The 16,185-nt window shown below is 61.3% G+C and carries 15 protein-coding genes and 1 tRNA gene; 3 read left to right on the top strand and 13 right to left on the bottom strand.

What is annotated here, in order from left to right; translation table 11 throughout:
• Positions 1–21 precede the first annotated feature (21 nt).
• On the bottom strand, positions 22–2,823 hold the full coding sequence (gene polA, locus FH975_RS00955; protein ID WP_328821718.1) for a DNA polymerase I: 2,802 nt from the start codon (positions 2,821–2,823) through the stop codon (positions 22–24).
• 41 nt (positions 2,824–2,864) lie between these two features.
• Here polA and FH975_RS00950 point away from each other — a divergent pair, with 41 nt between their 5' ends.
• Positions 2,865–3,386, top strand: coding sequence for a hotdog fold thioesterase (locus FH975_RS00950; protein WP_162319660.1), 522 nt, complete (start codon positions 2,865–2,867; stop codon positions 3,384–3,386).
• Here the strand turns inward: FH975_RS00950 and FH975_RS00945 are convergent, their stop codons facing one another.
• Positions 3,387–4,511 (bottom strand): glycosyltransferase family 4 protein, encoded by a 1,125-nt coding sequence (locus tag FH975_RS00945; RefSeq protein ID WP_162319659.1) that lies wholly within the window; start codon positions 4,509–4,511, stop codon positions 3,387–3,389. It lies immediately after the preceding gene.
• A gap of 102 nt (positions 4,512–4,613) precedes the next feature.
• Here FH975_RS00945 and FH975_RS00940 point away from each other — a divergent pair.
• A tRNA-Gly gene (locus FH975_RS00940) sits at positions 4,614–4,687 on the top strand.
• 34 nt (positions 4,688–4,721) lie between these two features.
• Positions 4,722–5,813, top strand: a complete 1,092-nt coding sequence (locus FH975_RS00935) for a glycosyltransferase family A protein (protein WP_162319658.1) — start codon at positions 4,722–4,724, stop codon at positions 5,811–5,813.
• On the opposite strand, the gene FH975_RS00930 is transcribed toward FH975_RS00935, so the two are convergent.
• Genes FH975_RS00930 through FH975_RS00880 form a run of 11 tightly spaced genes read right to left on the bottom strand, consistent with a single transcriptional unit; the run spans position 5,773 to position 16,139 of the window.
• Positions 5,773–6,738 carry a glycosyltransferase family 2 protein gene (locus tag FH975_RS00930; protein WP_162319657.1) on the bottom strand — a complete coding sequence of 322 codons (966 nt, stop codon included), beginning with the start codon at positions 6,736–6,738 and terminating at the stop codon, positions 5,773–5,775. The genes FH975_RS00935 and FH975_RS00930 overlap by 41 nt on opposite strands.
• A complete protein-coding gene (locus tag FH975_RS16415) occupies positions 6,728–7,921 on the bottom strand; it encodes an LCP family protein (RefSeq protein ID WP_162319656.1) in 1,194 nt (397 codons plus the stop codon). Before FH975_RS16415 ends, FH975_RS00930 begins: the two co-directional genes overlap by 11 nt.
• Before the next feature lie 16 nt (positions 7,922–7,937).
• Complete coding sequence (gene rnc / locus FH975_RS00920; protein WP_162319655.1) at positions 7,938–8,675, bottom strand: ribonuclease III; 738 nt, start codon at positions 8,673–8,675, stop codon at positions 7,938–7,940.
• Between the two features lie 19 nt (positions 8,676–8,694).
• Entirely contained in the window at positions 8,695–8,898 is a 204-nt protein-coding gene (gene rpmF / locus FH975_RS00915; protein ID WP_153077499.1) for a 50S ribosomal protein L32, read from the bottom strand.
• Positions 8,899–8,933: 35 nt separating this feature from the next.
• On the bottom strand, positions 8,934–9,512 hold the full coding sequence (locus FH975_RS00910; protein ID WP_328821717.1) for a YceD family protein: 579 nt from the start codon (positions 9,510–9,512) through the stop codon (positions 8,934–8,936).
• Positions 9,513–9,532: 20 nt separating this feature from the next.
• Positions 9,533–10,441, bottom strand: a complete 909-nt coding sequence (galU, locus tag FH975_RS00905) for a UTP--glucose-1-phosphate uridylyltransferase GalU (RefSeq protein ID WP_153077498.1) — start codon at positions 10,439–10,441, stop codon at positions 9,533–9,535.
• Between the two features lie 9 nt (positions 10,442–10,450).
• Entirely contained in the window at positions 10,451–10,945 is a 495-nt protein-coding gene (gene coaD, locus FH975_RS00900; protein WP_162319654.1) for a pantetheine-phosphate adenylyltransferase, read from the bottom strand.
• A 2-nt stretch (positions 10,946–10,947) separates the two neighbouring features.
• Positions 10,948–12,174, bottom strand: coding sequence for a glycosyltransferase family 4 protein (locus FH975_RS00895; protein WP_162319653.1), 1,227 nt, complete (start codon positions 12,172–12,174; stop codon positions 10,948–10,950).
• Between the two features lie 30 nt (positions 12,175–12,204).
• Positions 12,205–12,783 (bottom strand): 16S rRNA (guanine(966)-N(2))-methyltransferase RsmD, encoded by a 579-nt coding sequence (rsmD, locus tag FH975_RS00890; protein WP_162319652.1) that lies wholly within the window; start codon positions 12,781–12,783, stop codon positions 12,205–12,207.
• A gap of 45 nt (positions 12,784–12,828) precedes the next feature.
• On the bottom strand, positions 12,829–15,147 hold the full coding sequence (locus tag FH975_RS00885; RefSeq protein ID WP_162319651.1) for an ATP-dependent DNA helicase RecG: 2,319 nt from the start codon (positions 15,145–15,147) through the stop codon (positions 12,829–12,831).
• Positions 15,144–16,139 carry a DAK2 domain-containing protein gene (locus FH975_RS00880; protein WP_162319650.1) on the bottom strand — a complete coding sequence of 332 codons (996 nt, stop codon included), beginning with the start codon at positions 16,137–16,139 and terminating at the stop codon, positions 15,144–15,146. Before FH975_RS00880 ends, FH975_RS00885 begins: the two co-directional genes overlap by 4 nt.
• Positions 16,140–16,185: the final 46 nt, after the last annotated feature.

The raw sequence follows: 16,185 nt of genomic DNA, 5'->3' as shown, positions 1-16,185 counted from the left end.
CAAACTCTGTGACGGTGCGCTTCAGTGCGCCGCACTGTGCCAGGAGTGCCCGACACCCACGTGCACATCGAGCGGCACATCAAGATCCGCAGCGGCTCCCATTTTGTCGATCAGCAGCGCTTCGACCTGCTCCTGTTCGCCTGGGGCGACCTCGAGAACCAACTCGTCGTGGACCTGCAGCAGCACCCGCGAGCTCAGCCCCCACTCAGTCAGCCCGGCGTCCACGTCGATCATCGCGCGCTTGATGATGTCCGCCGCCGACCCCTGAATGGGTGCGTTGAGCGCCGCCCGCTCAGCCATTTGCCGCAGCTGCCGGTTGTCGCTGGTCAGATCCGGCAAATAACGACGACGCCCGTAAAGAGTGGAGGTGAACCCGTCTTTCTTTGCCTGCGCGACTACGTCGTGCAGGTAGTCACGGACGGCGCCGAAGCGTTCAAAGTACTCATTCATCAGTTCCCGGGCCTCATCGACGCCGATCCCCAACTGCTTGGACAGACCGAAGCTGCTCAGTCCGTAGACGAGCCCATAGCTCATGGCCTTGATTTTGGACCTCTGCTCAGCCGACACGTCCTCGGTTCCAACACCAAAAACGCGGGCGCCGACAAAGTTGTGCAGGTCCTCCCCCGCACGGAATGCCTCAATCAGCGCCTGGTCACCTGAGAGGTGTGCCATGATTCGCATCTCGATCTGGGAGTAGTCGGCGGTGAGCAAAGTCTCGTACCCCTGGCCCACCACGAATGCATCCCGGATTTTCCGCCCGGACTCAGTGCGCACCGGGATGTTCTGCAGATTCGGGTGCAGACTCGACAGCCGACCGGTGGCCGCCACTGTTTGGGCGTAGGTGGTGTGAATGCGCCCATCGTCCCCTACGGCCTCCATCAGCCCCGTGACGGTCTGGCGCAGTTTTGAGGCGTCACGGTGGTTCATCAGATGCACCAGAAAGTCGTTCTGCGTCTTTGCGAGCAGGTCCTGCAGGGTCTCCACGTCGGTGGAGTATCCCGTCTTGTTCTTCTTCACCCCAGCGGTGGGAAGTCCCAGCTCCTCGAACAGCACAGCCTGCAACTGCTTGGGCGAGCCGAGATTCACTTCGTGCCCGACCACTGAATAGGCCGCCTGGGCGGATTCGTTGATGGATGCCTCGAACTCAGCGTCGAGGGACTCAAGGCGTTCGCGGCTGACCGCGATTCCAGTGAGTTCCATCTTCAGCAGAATCTCTGCCAAGGGAAGCTCCAGTTCGTAGAGGAGCTTGTCCGCTTGCCGCTCGGTCAGCTCGGCGTGCAGCGTGGCGGAGAGCGGGTGTAACAGCATGCCATGCACTGCCGCACGCGCCAGATCTTCTTGCGTCACACCTGGAATGACATCTTGGTCGAAGAGATCCAGCTGGGCTCCGTCGGCGCTTTGCGGGGCGAACTCCTCGCCGCCTATATAGTCGGCCGGTTCGGTGGAGTAGCTGAGGTACTGGGTGACGAGGCCTGCAAAGGCGAAGTTCCTCCGGTCCGGCTGGACCAGATACCCAGACAGCAGAGTGTCTTCCACAGTGCCGCGCAGACTGAGTCCGCGCCACGCCAATCGCTTACCTGCGTCCTTGACGTCGTGGACCAGTTTGGGAGCGTCGGTGTTGGCGAGCCAGGCAGCCAGTACCGCTTCCAGTTCGGCGTCGGCTTCGGTCAATGAAATGGCAAGCCCGGTGACGGGTGCGTCCGGGGATTCGGCCGCCGGAACGACGACGAGGGCCAGCACCTCCGCCCCCCGAGCCGCTTCGTCTCGCTTGGCCTTGGTAGACAGCGATTCGCCGGATCGGTCCAGACACAGTGCCAAAGCCAAGGGCGCGTCGTCGTGCTGCTCAATGAACGCTGTGAAGTCGGCCGCAGTGCTCCCGGCGCGGACCTGCGGAAGGCTCTGGGTGGGCTCCGCAGACAGATCAGCGTCGGGAAAGCGAGCGGCGAAGGTGTCAAAGAGCCGTTCACGGATCTGGTTGAACTGCAGCGCGTCGAATAGCGGCTCAACGGCCTCTCTGTCGGGTGTGCTCAGCACACAATCCTCGAGTCCCACGGGAAGCTCTAGGTCTGTCACCAACCGGTTGAGCTCAAGGTTGCGCTCCACATCGGCCAGTGCGGCGCGCAGGTTCTCCCCCGCTTTGCCCTTGATCTCTTGGGCATGTTCGATGATTCCACGTGCTGAGCCGTACTCACCGATCCATTTGGCAGCGGTTTTTGGGCCGACCTTCGGCACTCCTGGGAGGTTGTCAGCGCTCTCACCCACCAGGGCGGCTAGGTCCCGGTACTGGTCGGGGCGTACCAGGTACTTAGCCTCGACCCCGGCAGGGTCCAGCCGGACTGATTTGGTGACTCCGCTGGTGGGGTAGTCCAGATGGGTGTTCTCCGTGACCAGCTGAAGTGCGTCGCGGTCCCCGGAGACAATCACGGTCTGCCAGCCGGCTTCTTCGGCACGTGTGACGTAGGTGGCGACGATATCGTCGGCTTCATAGCGTTCAACGGTGACGGCAGGGATGTTCAGAGCAGCAGCGACCTCTTTGATCAGGTCGATCTGTCCGGCAAACTCTGCAGGTGTCTTATCGCGTCCACCCTTGTAGTCGTCGTAGGACTCATGCCGGAATGTGGGAGTGTCCAGATCAAAGGCGAGGGCTATATGCGTCGGAGCCTCTTCGCGGATCAGTTTCAGCAGCATGTTTGTAAAGCCGTGCACCGCATTGGTGTACTGCCCCGTTGACGTGCGGAAGGAATCCGTGGGCAGGGCGTAGAACGCCCGGAACGCCATGGAATGTCCGTCGATTACCAGTAGTTTGTTGCCCTCGTCGCTCACACGGACAGCCTACCGTCCGCATGCTGGCTAAGCTGAAGTCCATGAGCTTTGACGCATATGGTCCAGAGTTTCCCACTCCTGGAGTTCCTACCCCCGTCCCTGACGAACACCAGCGCCGCGCGAGGATGATGGCCGCCGGTGTCCCGGAGAAGTACTGGGATTGGATGGGGCCGCACGGCACTTCTGCGATGAGCGCCAAGCTGGGTCTGAAGTTCGTAGAGATGAGTCCGGAGAAGATCGTGGCAACTGTGCCGGTGGGAGGCAATGAGCAGAACGTCGGCCTCTTCCACGGTGGTGGGCACTTTGTGATCGCTGAAACGCTGGGGTCAATCGCATCGATCTTCCATGTGCGAGCCAATCTGGGGTTAGTGCGTCAGGTGGTCGGCACTGAGCTCTCGGCCACACATCACCGGGCGGCGACCAATGGGCTGGTGTGGGGAACGTGCACGCCCCTCAATGTGGGAAGGCAATTGGCGGTTCATGAGATCGTCATGCGCGACGATGAGGGCCGACGTCTGTCCACAGCTCGGATGACCAATATGATTCTCCAGCCGCGGGACTGATCAACGTTCCAAGAAGTGCTGCAGAGCACGCTCGATTGCTTCGGCGTGAGCTTCTGCGGTGTACCGTCGGCGGACAAGTTCCAGTCCGTGCGTTCCCATTCGGTGGGCTTCTTCTGGGGCCGCGAGCAGAGACACCAGGGTGTTGCGCAGGGAGTCGATGCTGCCGGCTTCGTAGTACCGGCCGGTGTGACCTTCAATGACGGCCTCGATCTCAGGTGAGGAGTCTCTGTTGCCGGACTCCGCGATGACCGGCACACCGAAGCTGAGTGCTTGGATGACGTTGAGACCAGCTCCCCCGATGGCGAGGGCAGCATCTGCCTCCGCGTAATGGCTTCTGATCTGGTCGAAGTCGTACACCGCACCAAGGAAGGTGGCCTGGACCCCGGCCTGGGCGAACACTTCCTCAAGCCGCTCACGTTCAGAGCCTTCCCCGATGATGACCACGCGAGGCGAAGTCAGCTCCGAAGGCCAAGTCGCCAACGCCTGAGCCAGGATGTCGAGCCGATGGCGGGTAGTCAGGCGGGAGGAGTAGATCAGGGTGGGCCGCTCGCTGACACTGTCGCCGCGAAGCGGTGCCTCTGGCAGCTGCGCACCGGAATACAGACTGTTGTAGATCACCTGGATCTTCTGCGCAGAGAGACCGTACTGCCTCGCGAGCTGGTGAGCTCCATCACCGTAGACCAAGAGGCCATCGGTCAGGGCGTAGAACGTCAGCCTCAGTCTGAGCTTGAGCCCAGATTCTGGGCGCTTCCAACCGTGGCCCCAGAGCAGCACGCGACGTCCGCGGAGCTTTCCGAGCAGGCCCGCCACCCAGGCGGAGACGGTGTAGATCCGGCCTTCGAGTACATAAGCGTCGTAACCGCCTCGCCAGACTGCGGCGACATGTCCGTGTTCCCACCAAAGTGGCCCTACGGAACTGGTCTTCACCGGCTTCACCTGGGTGAGGACAGCGGCAGAGGCTTCCGCGATGTGGTCAGCCGTGCTCGCTTCGCTGTTCTTGAACCGACCAACCAGATCGTAGGTGAACTGTTTTGATGCCTGAAGGCGCCGCACCAGGGGTTCGCGGTAGTGGGAGACAGTGGGTTGGATCTGGAACCGGATATGGGACGGCTGGGTGCGCTTCACGGAATCCATCCTGCCCTGGGTCGGCCGTGGTGAGGCTCATCAACACTCAGTTTTGCGCCGGCCTGCGTGCTTGATAAGGTGACTAAGCGCTCAACGCGGAGCGGGGGTGTAGCTTAGTGGCAAAGCTCCAGCCTTCCAAGCTGGTCACGCGGGTTCGATTCCCGTCACCCCCTCCATTACGTTTCTGCCATCGCCCGGTACAGTCGAGGTGTGGCAGTACATAGACTCAGCATCATTGTGCCAGTGTTCAACACTGGGGAGCATCTCAGGACTCGGGCCTTTCCTTCACTGGTCCGACTCCCCAACTTTGAGCACATCCATGTGGTGCTGGTTGACGATGGGTCCACCTACGCGGAGACCCGCGACGCCGTGCGAGAGCTTGCCGCCGCACATCAGAATGTCACGTCCTTCTTCCACGAGGCCGGCGGCTCGGGTTCGGCCTCCCGGCCCCGCAACACAGGCATGGACTTGGCCGACACCGAGTACCTGGGATTCTTGGACCCGGATGACGAGTTCCTCGGTTCAGGGCCCTGGCCACTGGTCGAGGCCTTGGACAACCATCCGAACGCTGAGCTGGCCATCGGTCGCCAACAACGGATTTACTCAGACCGCACCGAGCAGGTCGACAATGTCTCTCACTATGCCCGCACGTCTCTAACCGACGGTCTTTACCGGGCCGGGGGTGATGTGCTCGCCAGCTCCCGCTTCCGCCCCAGCAACCTCAGCAGCATCGTGATCCGTACTGAGTGGCTGAAGCGCACCGGAATACGGCAGGTGATTGGAGCCGCCGGCCAGGACTCATTGTTCTTCCGGCAGATTTTCGCTGAGGCGACGAGCTTCGCTGCGGCTTCTGCTGAGATCTACGCCTATCACGCGGAGACTCCGGGCTCCATGGTGAACACTGTCACCGTTGAGTACTTCGCCAAGTGCCTGGTACGTGAACGCGCCCAGGTTGAGTGGCTGCGCTCCGCGGGCCTGGTCGACAGTTATGTGGCGCATGGTTTCGAGAGGGCCTTTGCCTGGTATCTGCCAAGGCTGCGTCGGATGCCCAAACCTCAGCGCCGCGAGGCCCGCGCCGTTCTCCATAAGATCGCAAGTCTGTATGTGGACCCTGCCCAGCATCGTTGGCGGTACCCGGAAGTGATGGCGTTCTTTCGGCGTGCGTCGATTCCATCGGTTGAGGGGCTAAAACCGTTAACGGCTGTCGCCCGCCGCAGAGCCCGGAAGACTGCCGGGCAGGCCATTTTGGCGGGCCGGAGACTCAACTCTTCCGTGCGTACTCGACGCGACCTTGACCCATGAGCGACTGCAACATACCTATTCCCTCACAGAGGTAATAGTCATCGGTATAGGTCACAGTGCGTCCGCGGGCTCTCCTACTGAATCGACGGACGGCTCCGTAACTGGCCCGAGCGAGGCCTTCTGCAGCCAATGCCACAGTGTCCGAGCTCGAAGGTGAGGTGCGGGCTCTCTTCTTCGCCACTCTCACGTGTCCGCCCCGTTGAGCACGACGCCGCAGCCACTGCTGGGTTGCCCGCTCCAAGGGCACGTGCTCGGTCACCACAGCCTCGGCACACCACCAATACTTGGCCCCCGCGTCCATCATGCGTTCGAAGAGGTCGGAGTCCGAACCGCCGATGAAGTTGAACGTCTCATCGAATCGGAACCCTCTTCCGCCTCGACCAGGGGGTTGGAACCACCTGGCCAGGACTAGCGTGTTATTCGTGGCCACTCTGCGTGGGTGCGGTCCGCTGGGGAAATCTGTCCTTCTCACGTAGCCATAGCTGCTCACCCAGCTCGGTTCTCCCCCCTCAAAAATAGGGACAACTGGTCCCGTGACCGCATCTGCTGAGGATTCCCGTCCTGCGGTGAGCAGCGCGGCGAACCACTCTGGCGTCACCTGTTCATCATCGTCGAGAAATACGACCGCTGTCGCATCTGCTGGGACGGTCTCCAATGAGGTGTTGCGTGCCGTGGCAATTCCCGGGCGAGGCTGGTGGACATACCGTGCGTCCGGATAAGACTGAACCAGGTCTTCGGCAGTTGGCTCCGGGGAGTTGTCCACCACGATGAGTTGCGGCTGGTTGATGGTGGAGCCGGCGGGCATCCGCACTGATCGCAGTGAGTCCAGCAGACGAGCCAACAGGTCATTGCGCTGATAGGTGCATATCAGCAACCACGTAGTCTCTGGTGTGGGGCCTTCAGCTCTGGCCGGGCTATCCGTCACGGCTGATGCTCTGGCCTAACTGGCGACCCACCTGAAGGCCCAGCGGTTCATCGTCATCCGGCACTGCGATCGTCCCGGGCTCCCCCTCCAAGGACTCTGTGTGCCTCATGAAGTCACCCATATTCTCATCGGCGAGAGATTCCCGGAGCAGATCCATCATCTCCTCATCAGGGAGGATGACCTGCGCGCCGCCGGAGGTGGTGTACGGCTCCCCTGCCGGCATGGTGAAGGTGTGGATATCGTTTCCGCGGAGGTTGGTCATGTCGAGGGCATAGCTGACGATGGTGTCGGCATCCAGTCCGGAGTCCATCTCCATATAGGGAAGGATGGCTTCCAGTACGCCGAAGATTCGTTGGGGGTTCGTCAGAGTGTCTCCAGAGAGGAAGCGCTCGGCGATTGCTCGCATGACCAGTTGCTGGTTCTCCACCCGAATATGATCGCTGGTGGGGAAGGACTTCCGCTCACGGACAAAGCGCAATGCGCTCGATCCTTCCAGTCGAATTGAACCTTCAGGGTAAAACGCAGGATTCTGCTGACCTGCGGAGAAGGACCGTGGATTGTCGACGTAGACACCGCCCAACTCCGTGGTGAGATCCTCGAACCCATCGAAGTCTATGGTCACCACATGGTCGATATGCGTATAGAGCAGGTCTTCTACCGTATCCACGGCTAGGTCAAGGCCACCGGCCGAGAGCGCAGTGTTTATGCGGCCCTCCCCCTCGCCTGGGACGTCAACCCAAAGGTCTCGCATGATGGACATAACGTATATGCCTGAACGATCTTCGGGGATGTGCACCAGCATCATGGCGTCGGAACGTTCGCCTTCTTCGCCAGTTTCCTGGCGGTACTCCTCTTCGTTCTCACCGCGGCTGTCTGAACCGAGCAGCAGAACGTTCACAGTTCCTTCGGCGGTCCTGTATGCAGTGTCGTCGTCAAGGTCGTCCAATTCTTCGATGACGTTGCGTTCCTCTTGGAAGACTGTCTGCAGCCTGTTGATATAACCATAGGCGACGATGCCGGCCACCACGACGACGGTGGTCAGGACCGCCAGCGTAATCATGGTGATGCGAAACCTACGGCTGCGATGCTTCTTCGGAGTTGGTTCTGGTGCTGAATCGACCGATGCCGAGCCTGATGGAATCACACCACCTCTGGCACGTCGGGGACGGTGCTTCTCGCTCACCGATTCGGCCTTCCTCTCACTCTGCGTCCGGTTCGTACCGGTCCAGCACCAGGGTCAGGACATCTGCCTGCCCTCGACCTCCGGTGAGTTCCTCGACGGTGACCCGAGCGGCGTCTCGCTCGGCTTCCTTCTTGGATGGCCCAGTGCCCTGGGCGTACTCGGTGCCACCGATGCTCACCGTGGCCCGGAATGATTTGCGGTGATCAGGCCCGAAGTCTTCAATGAGGTACCGGATATCACCCATATCGCGTGCGGCGGCCAGCTCTTGAATGGTAGTCTTCCAGTCCTTGCCCGCGGTCATGGCCTCAGTGTCGCTGAGCAGTGGCGTCACCAGTCGCAGCACGAGCGCCCTCGCTGTTTCGAATCCTTCGGCGGAGTAGACCGCGCCAATGATGGCCTCCATTGTGTCGGCCAGAATGGAGTCCTTCTCAGCACCCTTGGTGCGCAGCTCCCCAGTCCCGAGCCGGATATGCGGACCGAGTTCCATGGCGCGGGCAATTCGCGCAAGCGCACGGGTGGACACCAGAGCGGGGCGGAGCTTGGCAAGGTCGCCCTCGTCGAGCTCGCCGAAGGTGCTGAAGAGGTAATCGGTGACCACCAGCTGCAGGACGGCGTCACCTAGGAATTCCAGGCGCTCATTGGTCGCCAGGCCGTCATTTTCGTAGGCGTAGGACCGGTGGGTCAGGGCAAGACGAAGAGCCTCGGGGTCAATGTGTACCCCAAGGCTCTTCTGAAGTGTCTCCGGCTCGTTCAATCCTTGCGAACAGGTGAAGTCAGGCGTCGGCGACTTTGCGGCCCTTGTACTCGAAGAACAGCGGAGTGTCTGCCGAGTCGGTCACCAGCTTCGCCTGGTGCGGACGGCTGTAGACGACACGACCGTTCTCCACTGTCTTCACCAGGGTTGGCGCTTCGGCCTTCCACTGCGAACGACGGTGACGGGTGTTGGCACGGGACTTCTTCCGCTTCGGAACAGCCACGGTGTCCTCTTCTCTCTCAGTTGACTAACAGTTGACTACGACGACGTGTCGTCGTCTTCATCATCTTGATTCAGTGTATCTGCCAAGCTTGCAAGCGCAGCCCAGCGTGGGTCGAGCTGCTCGTGGTCGTGTCCGAGATCGTCTTCCATGCGGAATCCGCAGTGGGAACACAATCCCGGGCAGTCTGCCCGGCACACCGGCTGGAATGGCAGTGCAGTGACCATGAGGTCCCGCAATACCGGCTCCAGTTCGAGGGTCAGGTCTGCGGTGACTTCCCGAGTTTCCTCGTCGTCACCGTCTGCTTGGTTTGCCTCTGGTGTCCAGGAGTAGAGCTGCATAACGTCAACAGTCAGCGGGAAGCCTATGGCATCCAGGCAACGCCCACACTGACCGGTGACCTCTGCGGAGGCGGTTCCCGAGAGCAGTACTCCCTCGTGCACAGATTCAACTCTGAGGTCGAGGTCTAGATCGCTATGTTCGGCAATGCCGACCAGAACTGTACCTAGCCCAGACGGAGCTTCCACCGTGCGGGAGAGGGTGCGCTGAGCTCCAGGATGGCCTTTGAGCTCTCTGACGTCCACGTGCAGCAAATAGTCCTGCTGTGGATGTTTCACAGCGGACAACACTACAGGACTCAGAGGGTTTGAGCGAACTCCTTGAGCCACGGCCTCAGCTCGGGCCCGAGGTCCTCTCGCTCTGCGGCCAGTGTCACCACTGCTTTGATGTAGCTGAGTTTATCGCCTGTGTCATAGCGCCGGCCGCGGAAGACCACCGCATGAACTCCCCCTCCTTCTTCAGGGGGCTTGGCGGCCATAGCTTGCAAAGCATCAGTCAGTTGAATTTCGCCACCCTTGCCTGGTGGGGTCCGTTCCAGCTCAGCGAAAATCTCGGGATGGAGCACGTAGCGGCCGATGATGGCCAGGGTGCTGGGCGCCTCTTCAACGGGGGGCTTCTCCACCAGGCGGTGTACCGGCACGACATCAGCACCGGGTTCCTTGTCGTGGCCCCCAGCGTCGATGACGCCATAGGCGGACACTGCGTCCTCCGGAACCTCCATGACCGCGATGACGGAACCACCCAGACGCTCCTGGGTCTCCATCATGGTAGTGAGGAGCTCGTCACGTGCGTCAATGAGATCGTCACCGAGCAGGACCGCGAAGGGCTCGTAACCCACATGCTGCTTACCGCACAGCACAGCATGCCCTAGGCCCAAGGCCTGGCCCTGGCGGACGTAGTGCAGGTCCCCTAGGTTGGTGGCGTACTGAATGGCCTCCAACTTCTTGGTGTCGCCCTTGTCTCTCAGCGTCGCCTCGAGGACCGGGGCGCGGTCAAAATGGTCTTCCATGGACCGCTTGTTCTGGCCGGTGATCATGAGAATGTCGTCCAGGCCAGCCTTCGATGCTTCTGCCACCACATACTGGATCGCAGGCTCATCAACTACTGGAAGCATTTCCTTCGGCATCGCCTTTGTGGCAGGTAGGAATCGTGTGCCCAAACCTGCGGCGGGAATGACGGCTTTTTTAATCCGCTTACTGATGCTCATGGAGGTACCCTACCGCGATTGACCAGTATGTCCTCCATCTTTTAACCTCTTTTGCACCGCTCGCGGAATAAATTCGGACACTTCCCCACCTAGAGAGTGCACCTCTTTGACCAGGGTGGATGACAAGTGCGTATAACGCCCGTCAGCAGTGAGAAATACGGTCTCCAGACTCGTCAAGTGACGATTCATGGTGGCCATTGAGGCCTCGTAGGCCAGGTCGTGGGCCCCCCGGAGACCCTTGATGACGGCTGAGGCGCCCACTTCTTTGCAGAATTCGGTCAGAAGCACTCCGGGCCGCAGAGGCTTCACCGTGACACCTCTGAGGTAGGAGAAGGTCTCCTGCGCCATAGCGATCCGCTCGTCTAAGGGGAACATGGGGCTCTTGTGCATATTCGCCGACACCGCAACGATGACTTCTTCGAATAGATTTGCTGCCCGGGCGATGATCTCGACGTGACCATTGTGCATGGGGTCGAAGGATCCTGGACACACTGCTGACTGCATGATCATCCCACCTGGCTTGGCGTCGTCGTGTTTGGGGTTCTCGGGTGCCGCGCTGCGTTCTCCACCACACTGAGAAATTTGTCAAAGAGCAAATCTCGGTCGAACTCTCGCTGCGCAAGGGCCAACGCCGCCTGGGAGCCGGATGAGACGTCTATCAGCCCCGAACGCATCCCTTCCAGAAGTTGATCAGCTGCCGTCGCCGGGTTTCGAGAGAGCTGCCACCCGGCATTGTTCGCCGCGAGCACCTCAGGAAGCCACCCAGCATGGTTGAAGACCACCGGACGAGCGGCTGCCAGGGCGTCGAAGACCTTATTCAGGGAATTGATCTCCAAGGACGGGTTATCCACCAGAGTCGAAACCGCGATATCGGCCGCCGGGAGCATCCGTTCTATCTCCGTGCGCGGAATCTTCCCGGGAAGTACCTGTAACGGACTCAGCCCGAATCCGCTGGCGACCCTTCGGCACTTCTCAGTGTCGGCGCCTTCTCCGTATGCGACCACACGGAACTTCTCGCCGCGCTGGTGGAGTTCGCCGGCGAGTTGGATAAGCCAGGGCACGTCATACGTCACACCGAAGCTGCCGGCGTAGAAGAGCACGGTCTCGTCATCGGCCCATCCGAGCTCCGCGCGGACCTCGCTGCGGCTGTGCCGGGATGGGGCAAAGTTCTCCACATCGGAGGCATTAGGCACCACTGTGGTGCCGACTTTGGGCCAGACCCGCTTCACACCGGCTTCCATGCCGGGTGACAGGGCGATGACATGGTCAGCTGACCGGTATGCGGCCTTCTCCAGCTTCTCAGCAGCCCAGATAGCTCCCCGATTCTTCAGGAAACCCAACGCCACGGGAGCTTCTGGCCACAGGTCGCGGACTTCGAAGACGAACGGTGCCCGTCGGATTGTCGAAGCGATCATGCCTGGCACAGCGGTGGTCAGTGGTGTGGAGGAAGCGAACACGACATCCGCCTTGACTTTGGATGCGAACCAGCTGGCCCGGGTCATGAAGGAGATGAAGGAACGCACTCGTTGACCGAACGCCATCGCATTCTCATAGGGCACGGCGAGCCTGCGGACCTCGACACCGTCAAGGCGGCGGCGGGCAGCTTCACGTCCGCCGCAGATGACGGTCACCTCATGACCCGCCCTGGCCAGCCGGCGAGCGAACTGCCACGGACGCTGCCAACCTGGCTCCCAGGGGAAGTTGAAATGCTGATGGATATAGACGATGCGCACAGGAGCAAGTCTACGTGGATGTCGAGTCACTCATTGCGGTTCTGCCAGCCATATGCGGGTCGATCCATAACTCTTCTCATGGAATCGCCGGAGTGTGGCCGGCCAAGCGGGCTCGGGAGAGCGCGCGTCACGTTCGACCACCACCGTGGCGGCCGGATGAAGCTGCGGCGCTGCGGCCTCGAGTACCTTCGCCAACTCCTGCTCGTCCAAACTGTATGGCGGATCCAGGAACAGTAGCTCGATGGGGTCGCCCTGACGAGACTTGAGATAGCGCAACGCCTGAGCTTTGTGCACCTGGACCGGATCTGCGTGCTGTGTCCCTCCGCTGTTCGTTTCGGCGAACAGGGCAGCGTTCTTTGTCAGTGTCCGATACGCGGACTCGGCCACGTCCACGACCTCCAGGCGTCGCGCCCCGCGACTGATGGCTTCCAGCCCGAGGGCCCCTGAGCCTGCGAACACATCGACGACGACTGCATCCACAAGCGCGTCGTACCCTTCGAGGCGTGAAAACAGTGATTCCTTGACCCGGTCACTCGTGGGTCGTGTCCCGGTTCCGGGGACGGCTAAGATTCTGCGTCCCTTATGCGTGCCGGCAATGATGCGTGCCACCGTTCACTCGCTTCCCGTCTGAGGCTCTCGTGATGTCTCTGCACCTTATCCCTGACTGACGTACTCGGCGGCGTCGTCGTGCTCCTGCTCCCACTCTTCCACCGCTGAGGCCAGCTCGGGGGCAGAGCGCCACGTGGGGTCCGCCGCACTGAGAACTGTGATGTGCTCAGCGGCCCGGATGATGAGGTCTTCATCACGCAGTATCCGCAGATGCTTCAGTGAGCTGACTTTTCCCGACTGGCTTGCCCCGAGAACATCACCCTCGCGACGCCTGGCCATATCTAGGCGGGCAAGTTCCATCCCATCACGATGCTCCGCCACCTGGCGCAGACGTTCCACAGAGGGGTGGCTCTCCGGCATTCGGGTGACCAGAAGGCAAAGATTCGACGAGGTGGTCCCCCGTCCTATACGGCCCCTGAGCTGATGAAGCGTCGACATTCCGAAGGACTCTGCGTCCAGAATAACCATGGTGGTGGCGTTGGGAACATCCACCCCGACCTCGACCACTGTGGTAGCCACCAACACATCGATCTGACCGGCCTCGAACCGGGACATAGTCTCGGATATCGCCTCCGCGGGCAGCTGGCCGTGGAGAGATTCCAGATGAGCACCAGCGAGCTGAGCATTGGTTGCCAGACGCTCCGCGATGAGCTCCACTGAGGCGTCCTGTGACACGAACGCCTCAGCCCATTCCCGGGTGATCGGGGTGCCTGCCGACGGGCCCTGGTCCGACTGTGCAGCGAGGACGGTCTGCTGCTGACCGGGCAGCAGACCGAACCGAAACTCCAATTGGCGGTCGACCTCTTGGGCGCTCGGCGCGGAGCTGGTGATCCGCGGACAGACCACATATACCTGGTGTCCCGCATGCACCTGTTCGGCAACTCGCTCCCATACTCGCTGGATCCAAGCCGGTCCCCGCATGGTCGGTACCAGGTGTGTTTCGATTGGGCTGCGGCCTCCTGGCAGACCGTCAAGAACGGTCAGCTCCAAATCACCGAAGACGGTCATCGCGACTGACCGCGGAATGGGAGTAGCCGACATGACCAGCATGTGTGGAGTGGGAGCGAAACGTTCCCGCAGCGCACTGCGCTGCTCGACCCCGAACCTGTGCTGTTCGTCAATCACCACCAGCCCCAGCTGCGCGAACTGGACAGTTTTGCTGAGGACCGCGTGGGTGCCCACCACGATGTCTGCTTGCCCCGAGGCGATGTCCAGGAGGGCCTGCTTTCGTTCCGCTGGACGTTGGGACCCGGTGAGCAGCGTGAGCTTCACGTTCTGTTTCGATGAGTTCGGGGGCTCTCCAGGCAGTGGCTGTTCGGCCAACGCGCCCAAAGATCTGCTGAGCGAGCGGAAATGCTGAGTGGCGAGCACTTCCGTTGGCGCAACCAGCACCGATTGGGCTCCCGCGTCAGCAACCTGGAGCATAGCCCTCAGCGCTACTAGGGTCTTTCCGGATCCCACTTCACCCTGAAGGAGGCGGTTCATGGGACTGGATTGAGCCAAATCGTGGGCGATCAGTTCCCCACTGCGCTTCTGGCCATCGGTCAGGTCGAAAGGCAGCTGAGCGTCAAATGCCGTGCGCAGCCCATCCTCAGCCACCGGCATAGCCGTTCCAGCGAATCGCGACGCTTGTAGGCGCCGGCGATGGAGCACTCCTTGCATCATCAGGGCTTCCTGTAGTTGGAAGCGTTTCAGACCCTCAGTGTGCTCTCCATGGACGGCCGGCAGGTGCACCTTCCGGTAGGCCGTCCCAAGCTCCGGCAGAGCCTCTGCCTGGGCAATCGGGGCCGGGACCGCGTCGGGCCACAAGCTGAAGTCGATCACATCGAAGAGAGCGGTGATTCCCCTCCTGATCTCCCAGCTGGTGATGTGCCGGTTTGCGGGGTAGAGAGCCATCGGACCGCTGGAGAGTGCCGGCTCAGCAGGTGAGTGACCAGCTGCGTCCTCGCGAGCGGAGTGGATGTCGTACGCCGGATTGTTCAGTGTCAGTTGTCCATTGAAGGTGGTCACTTTTCCGTGGAACAGGGCCCGCACCCCCGGGAGGAGTTCCTTCCGAGCCTGGTATCCGTTGAAAAAGGCCATACGCAGGGGGCTGCCGTGACTATCTTCGACAGTGACCTCCACGATGAACCCACGACGCCGCTGGAACGACCGTTGGCTGCTGCGGGTCACCACTGCCATAAATGTGACGTGTTCGCCCTCACCGAGCTCCCGGAAGTCCGAGAGTGCATTGGCATCAATGTAGCGGCGGGGAAAATGCTCTAAAAGCTGCTGAACTGTTCGGATGTCGAGTGCCTTGTCGAGCCGCTTGGCCTCTTTTCCGAGAACTCGCTCTATGGCAGTCTCAGGCAGGATCGTATTCATCGGCTCAGCGGAGTGGTGGAGCTGTCCTCTAGAGGACCGGAAGTTCGCACAGCTTCTAGTGTGGCATCCGGCTGTTCGGTGTGGACGTGGATGCGCCACCGCAGATTGCCGTCCTGATCTGCCTCAGAGCCGATGGGTGTAATGATCACCGATTCGCCCAACTCGTCAAGCCGGTGCCGGAGTTCCGCTGCTTTAAGCGGATTGAGCCGCACAGTGCACATCAGCTCCACCCCACTGAGCGGTTCGTCGTTCGTGCTTTCTTTGCACGCGCAGTAATCCGAGGGCGTCGGATATGCGCTGGGCTTGAGTGCCGCGTCCCATCCGGAGAGCCCGTGTAGGAGGTGATCGTCAACCTGTTCGGCACGGACTGTGGCGGAAAGCGCGGCCAGCACCAGCAGCAATCCAAGTCCGCCGGAGTCCACGACGCCCGCTTGGGAGAGTTCAGGCAACTGGTGTTCGGTTCCAGCCACAGCCTCCCGGGCAGCCACGACGACCCGGGGCAGAGCCTCCTCGACAGCGGCGCGGGAGTCTGGGGCGACAGCGGCCGATGCACAGGCACGAGCCTGATCCCGGGCTGCATCGAGCACGGAGAGCATCGTGCCCGGAACCGGCTGGGACAGTGCGGACCATCCGCGCAGGCTCGCCCGGTCAAGGCCGCGACTCAGCGCGTTGACTGTGAGCCGCTCCTGACCACTCAACGGCTCGGCGAAACCGCTAATCAATACCGCAAGCAGGGTTCCGGAGTTCCCCTGAGCTGAGCCCATCGCTCGAGCCCCGGCCGCCGCCAGCAGTGCGCCTAGGTCTTCCTGATCAGAGCTCTCCACTGCGGCTCGGCTGGCCCTTATCGTGGCTAGCATGTTGGATCCGGTGTCTGAGTCGGCCACGGGGTACACATTGAGCAGGTCCAGCCGGGCCCGGTGCGTTTCCAGAGCGTCCTCAGCCGTTGCGAACCAGCGACGAACCGCTGCGGATCCCTTGACCTTGCCTCTCACTGCAGACTCCCTTAGAACGGTGATGCACCCTGGTGGCTCAGCACAC

Origin of the sequence: Nesterenkonia haasae (genome assembly GCF_010119385.1) — a bacterium.
Classification (GTDB): Bacteria; Actinomycetota; Actinomycetes; order Actinomycetales; family Micrococcaceae; genus Nesterenkonia; species Nesterenkonia haasae.
The sequence above is the reverse complement of the archived record's forward strand: the minus strand, read 5'-3'. Positions and strand labels throughout refer to the sequence as shown.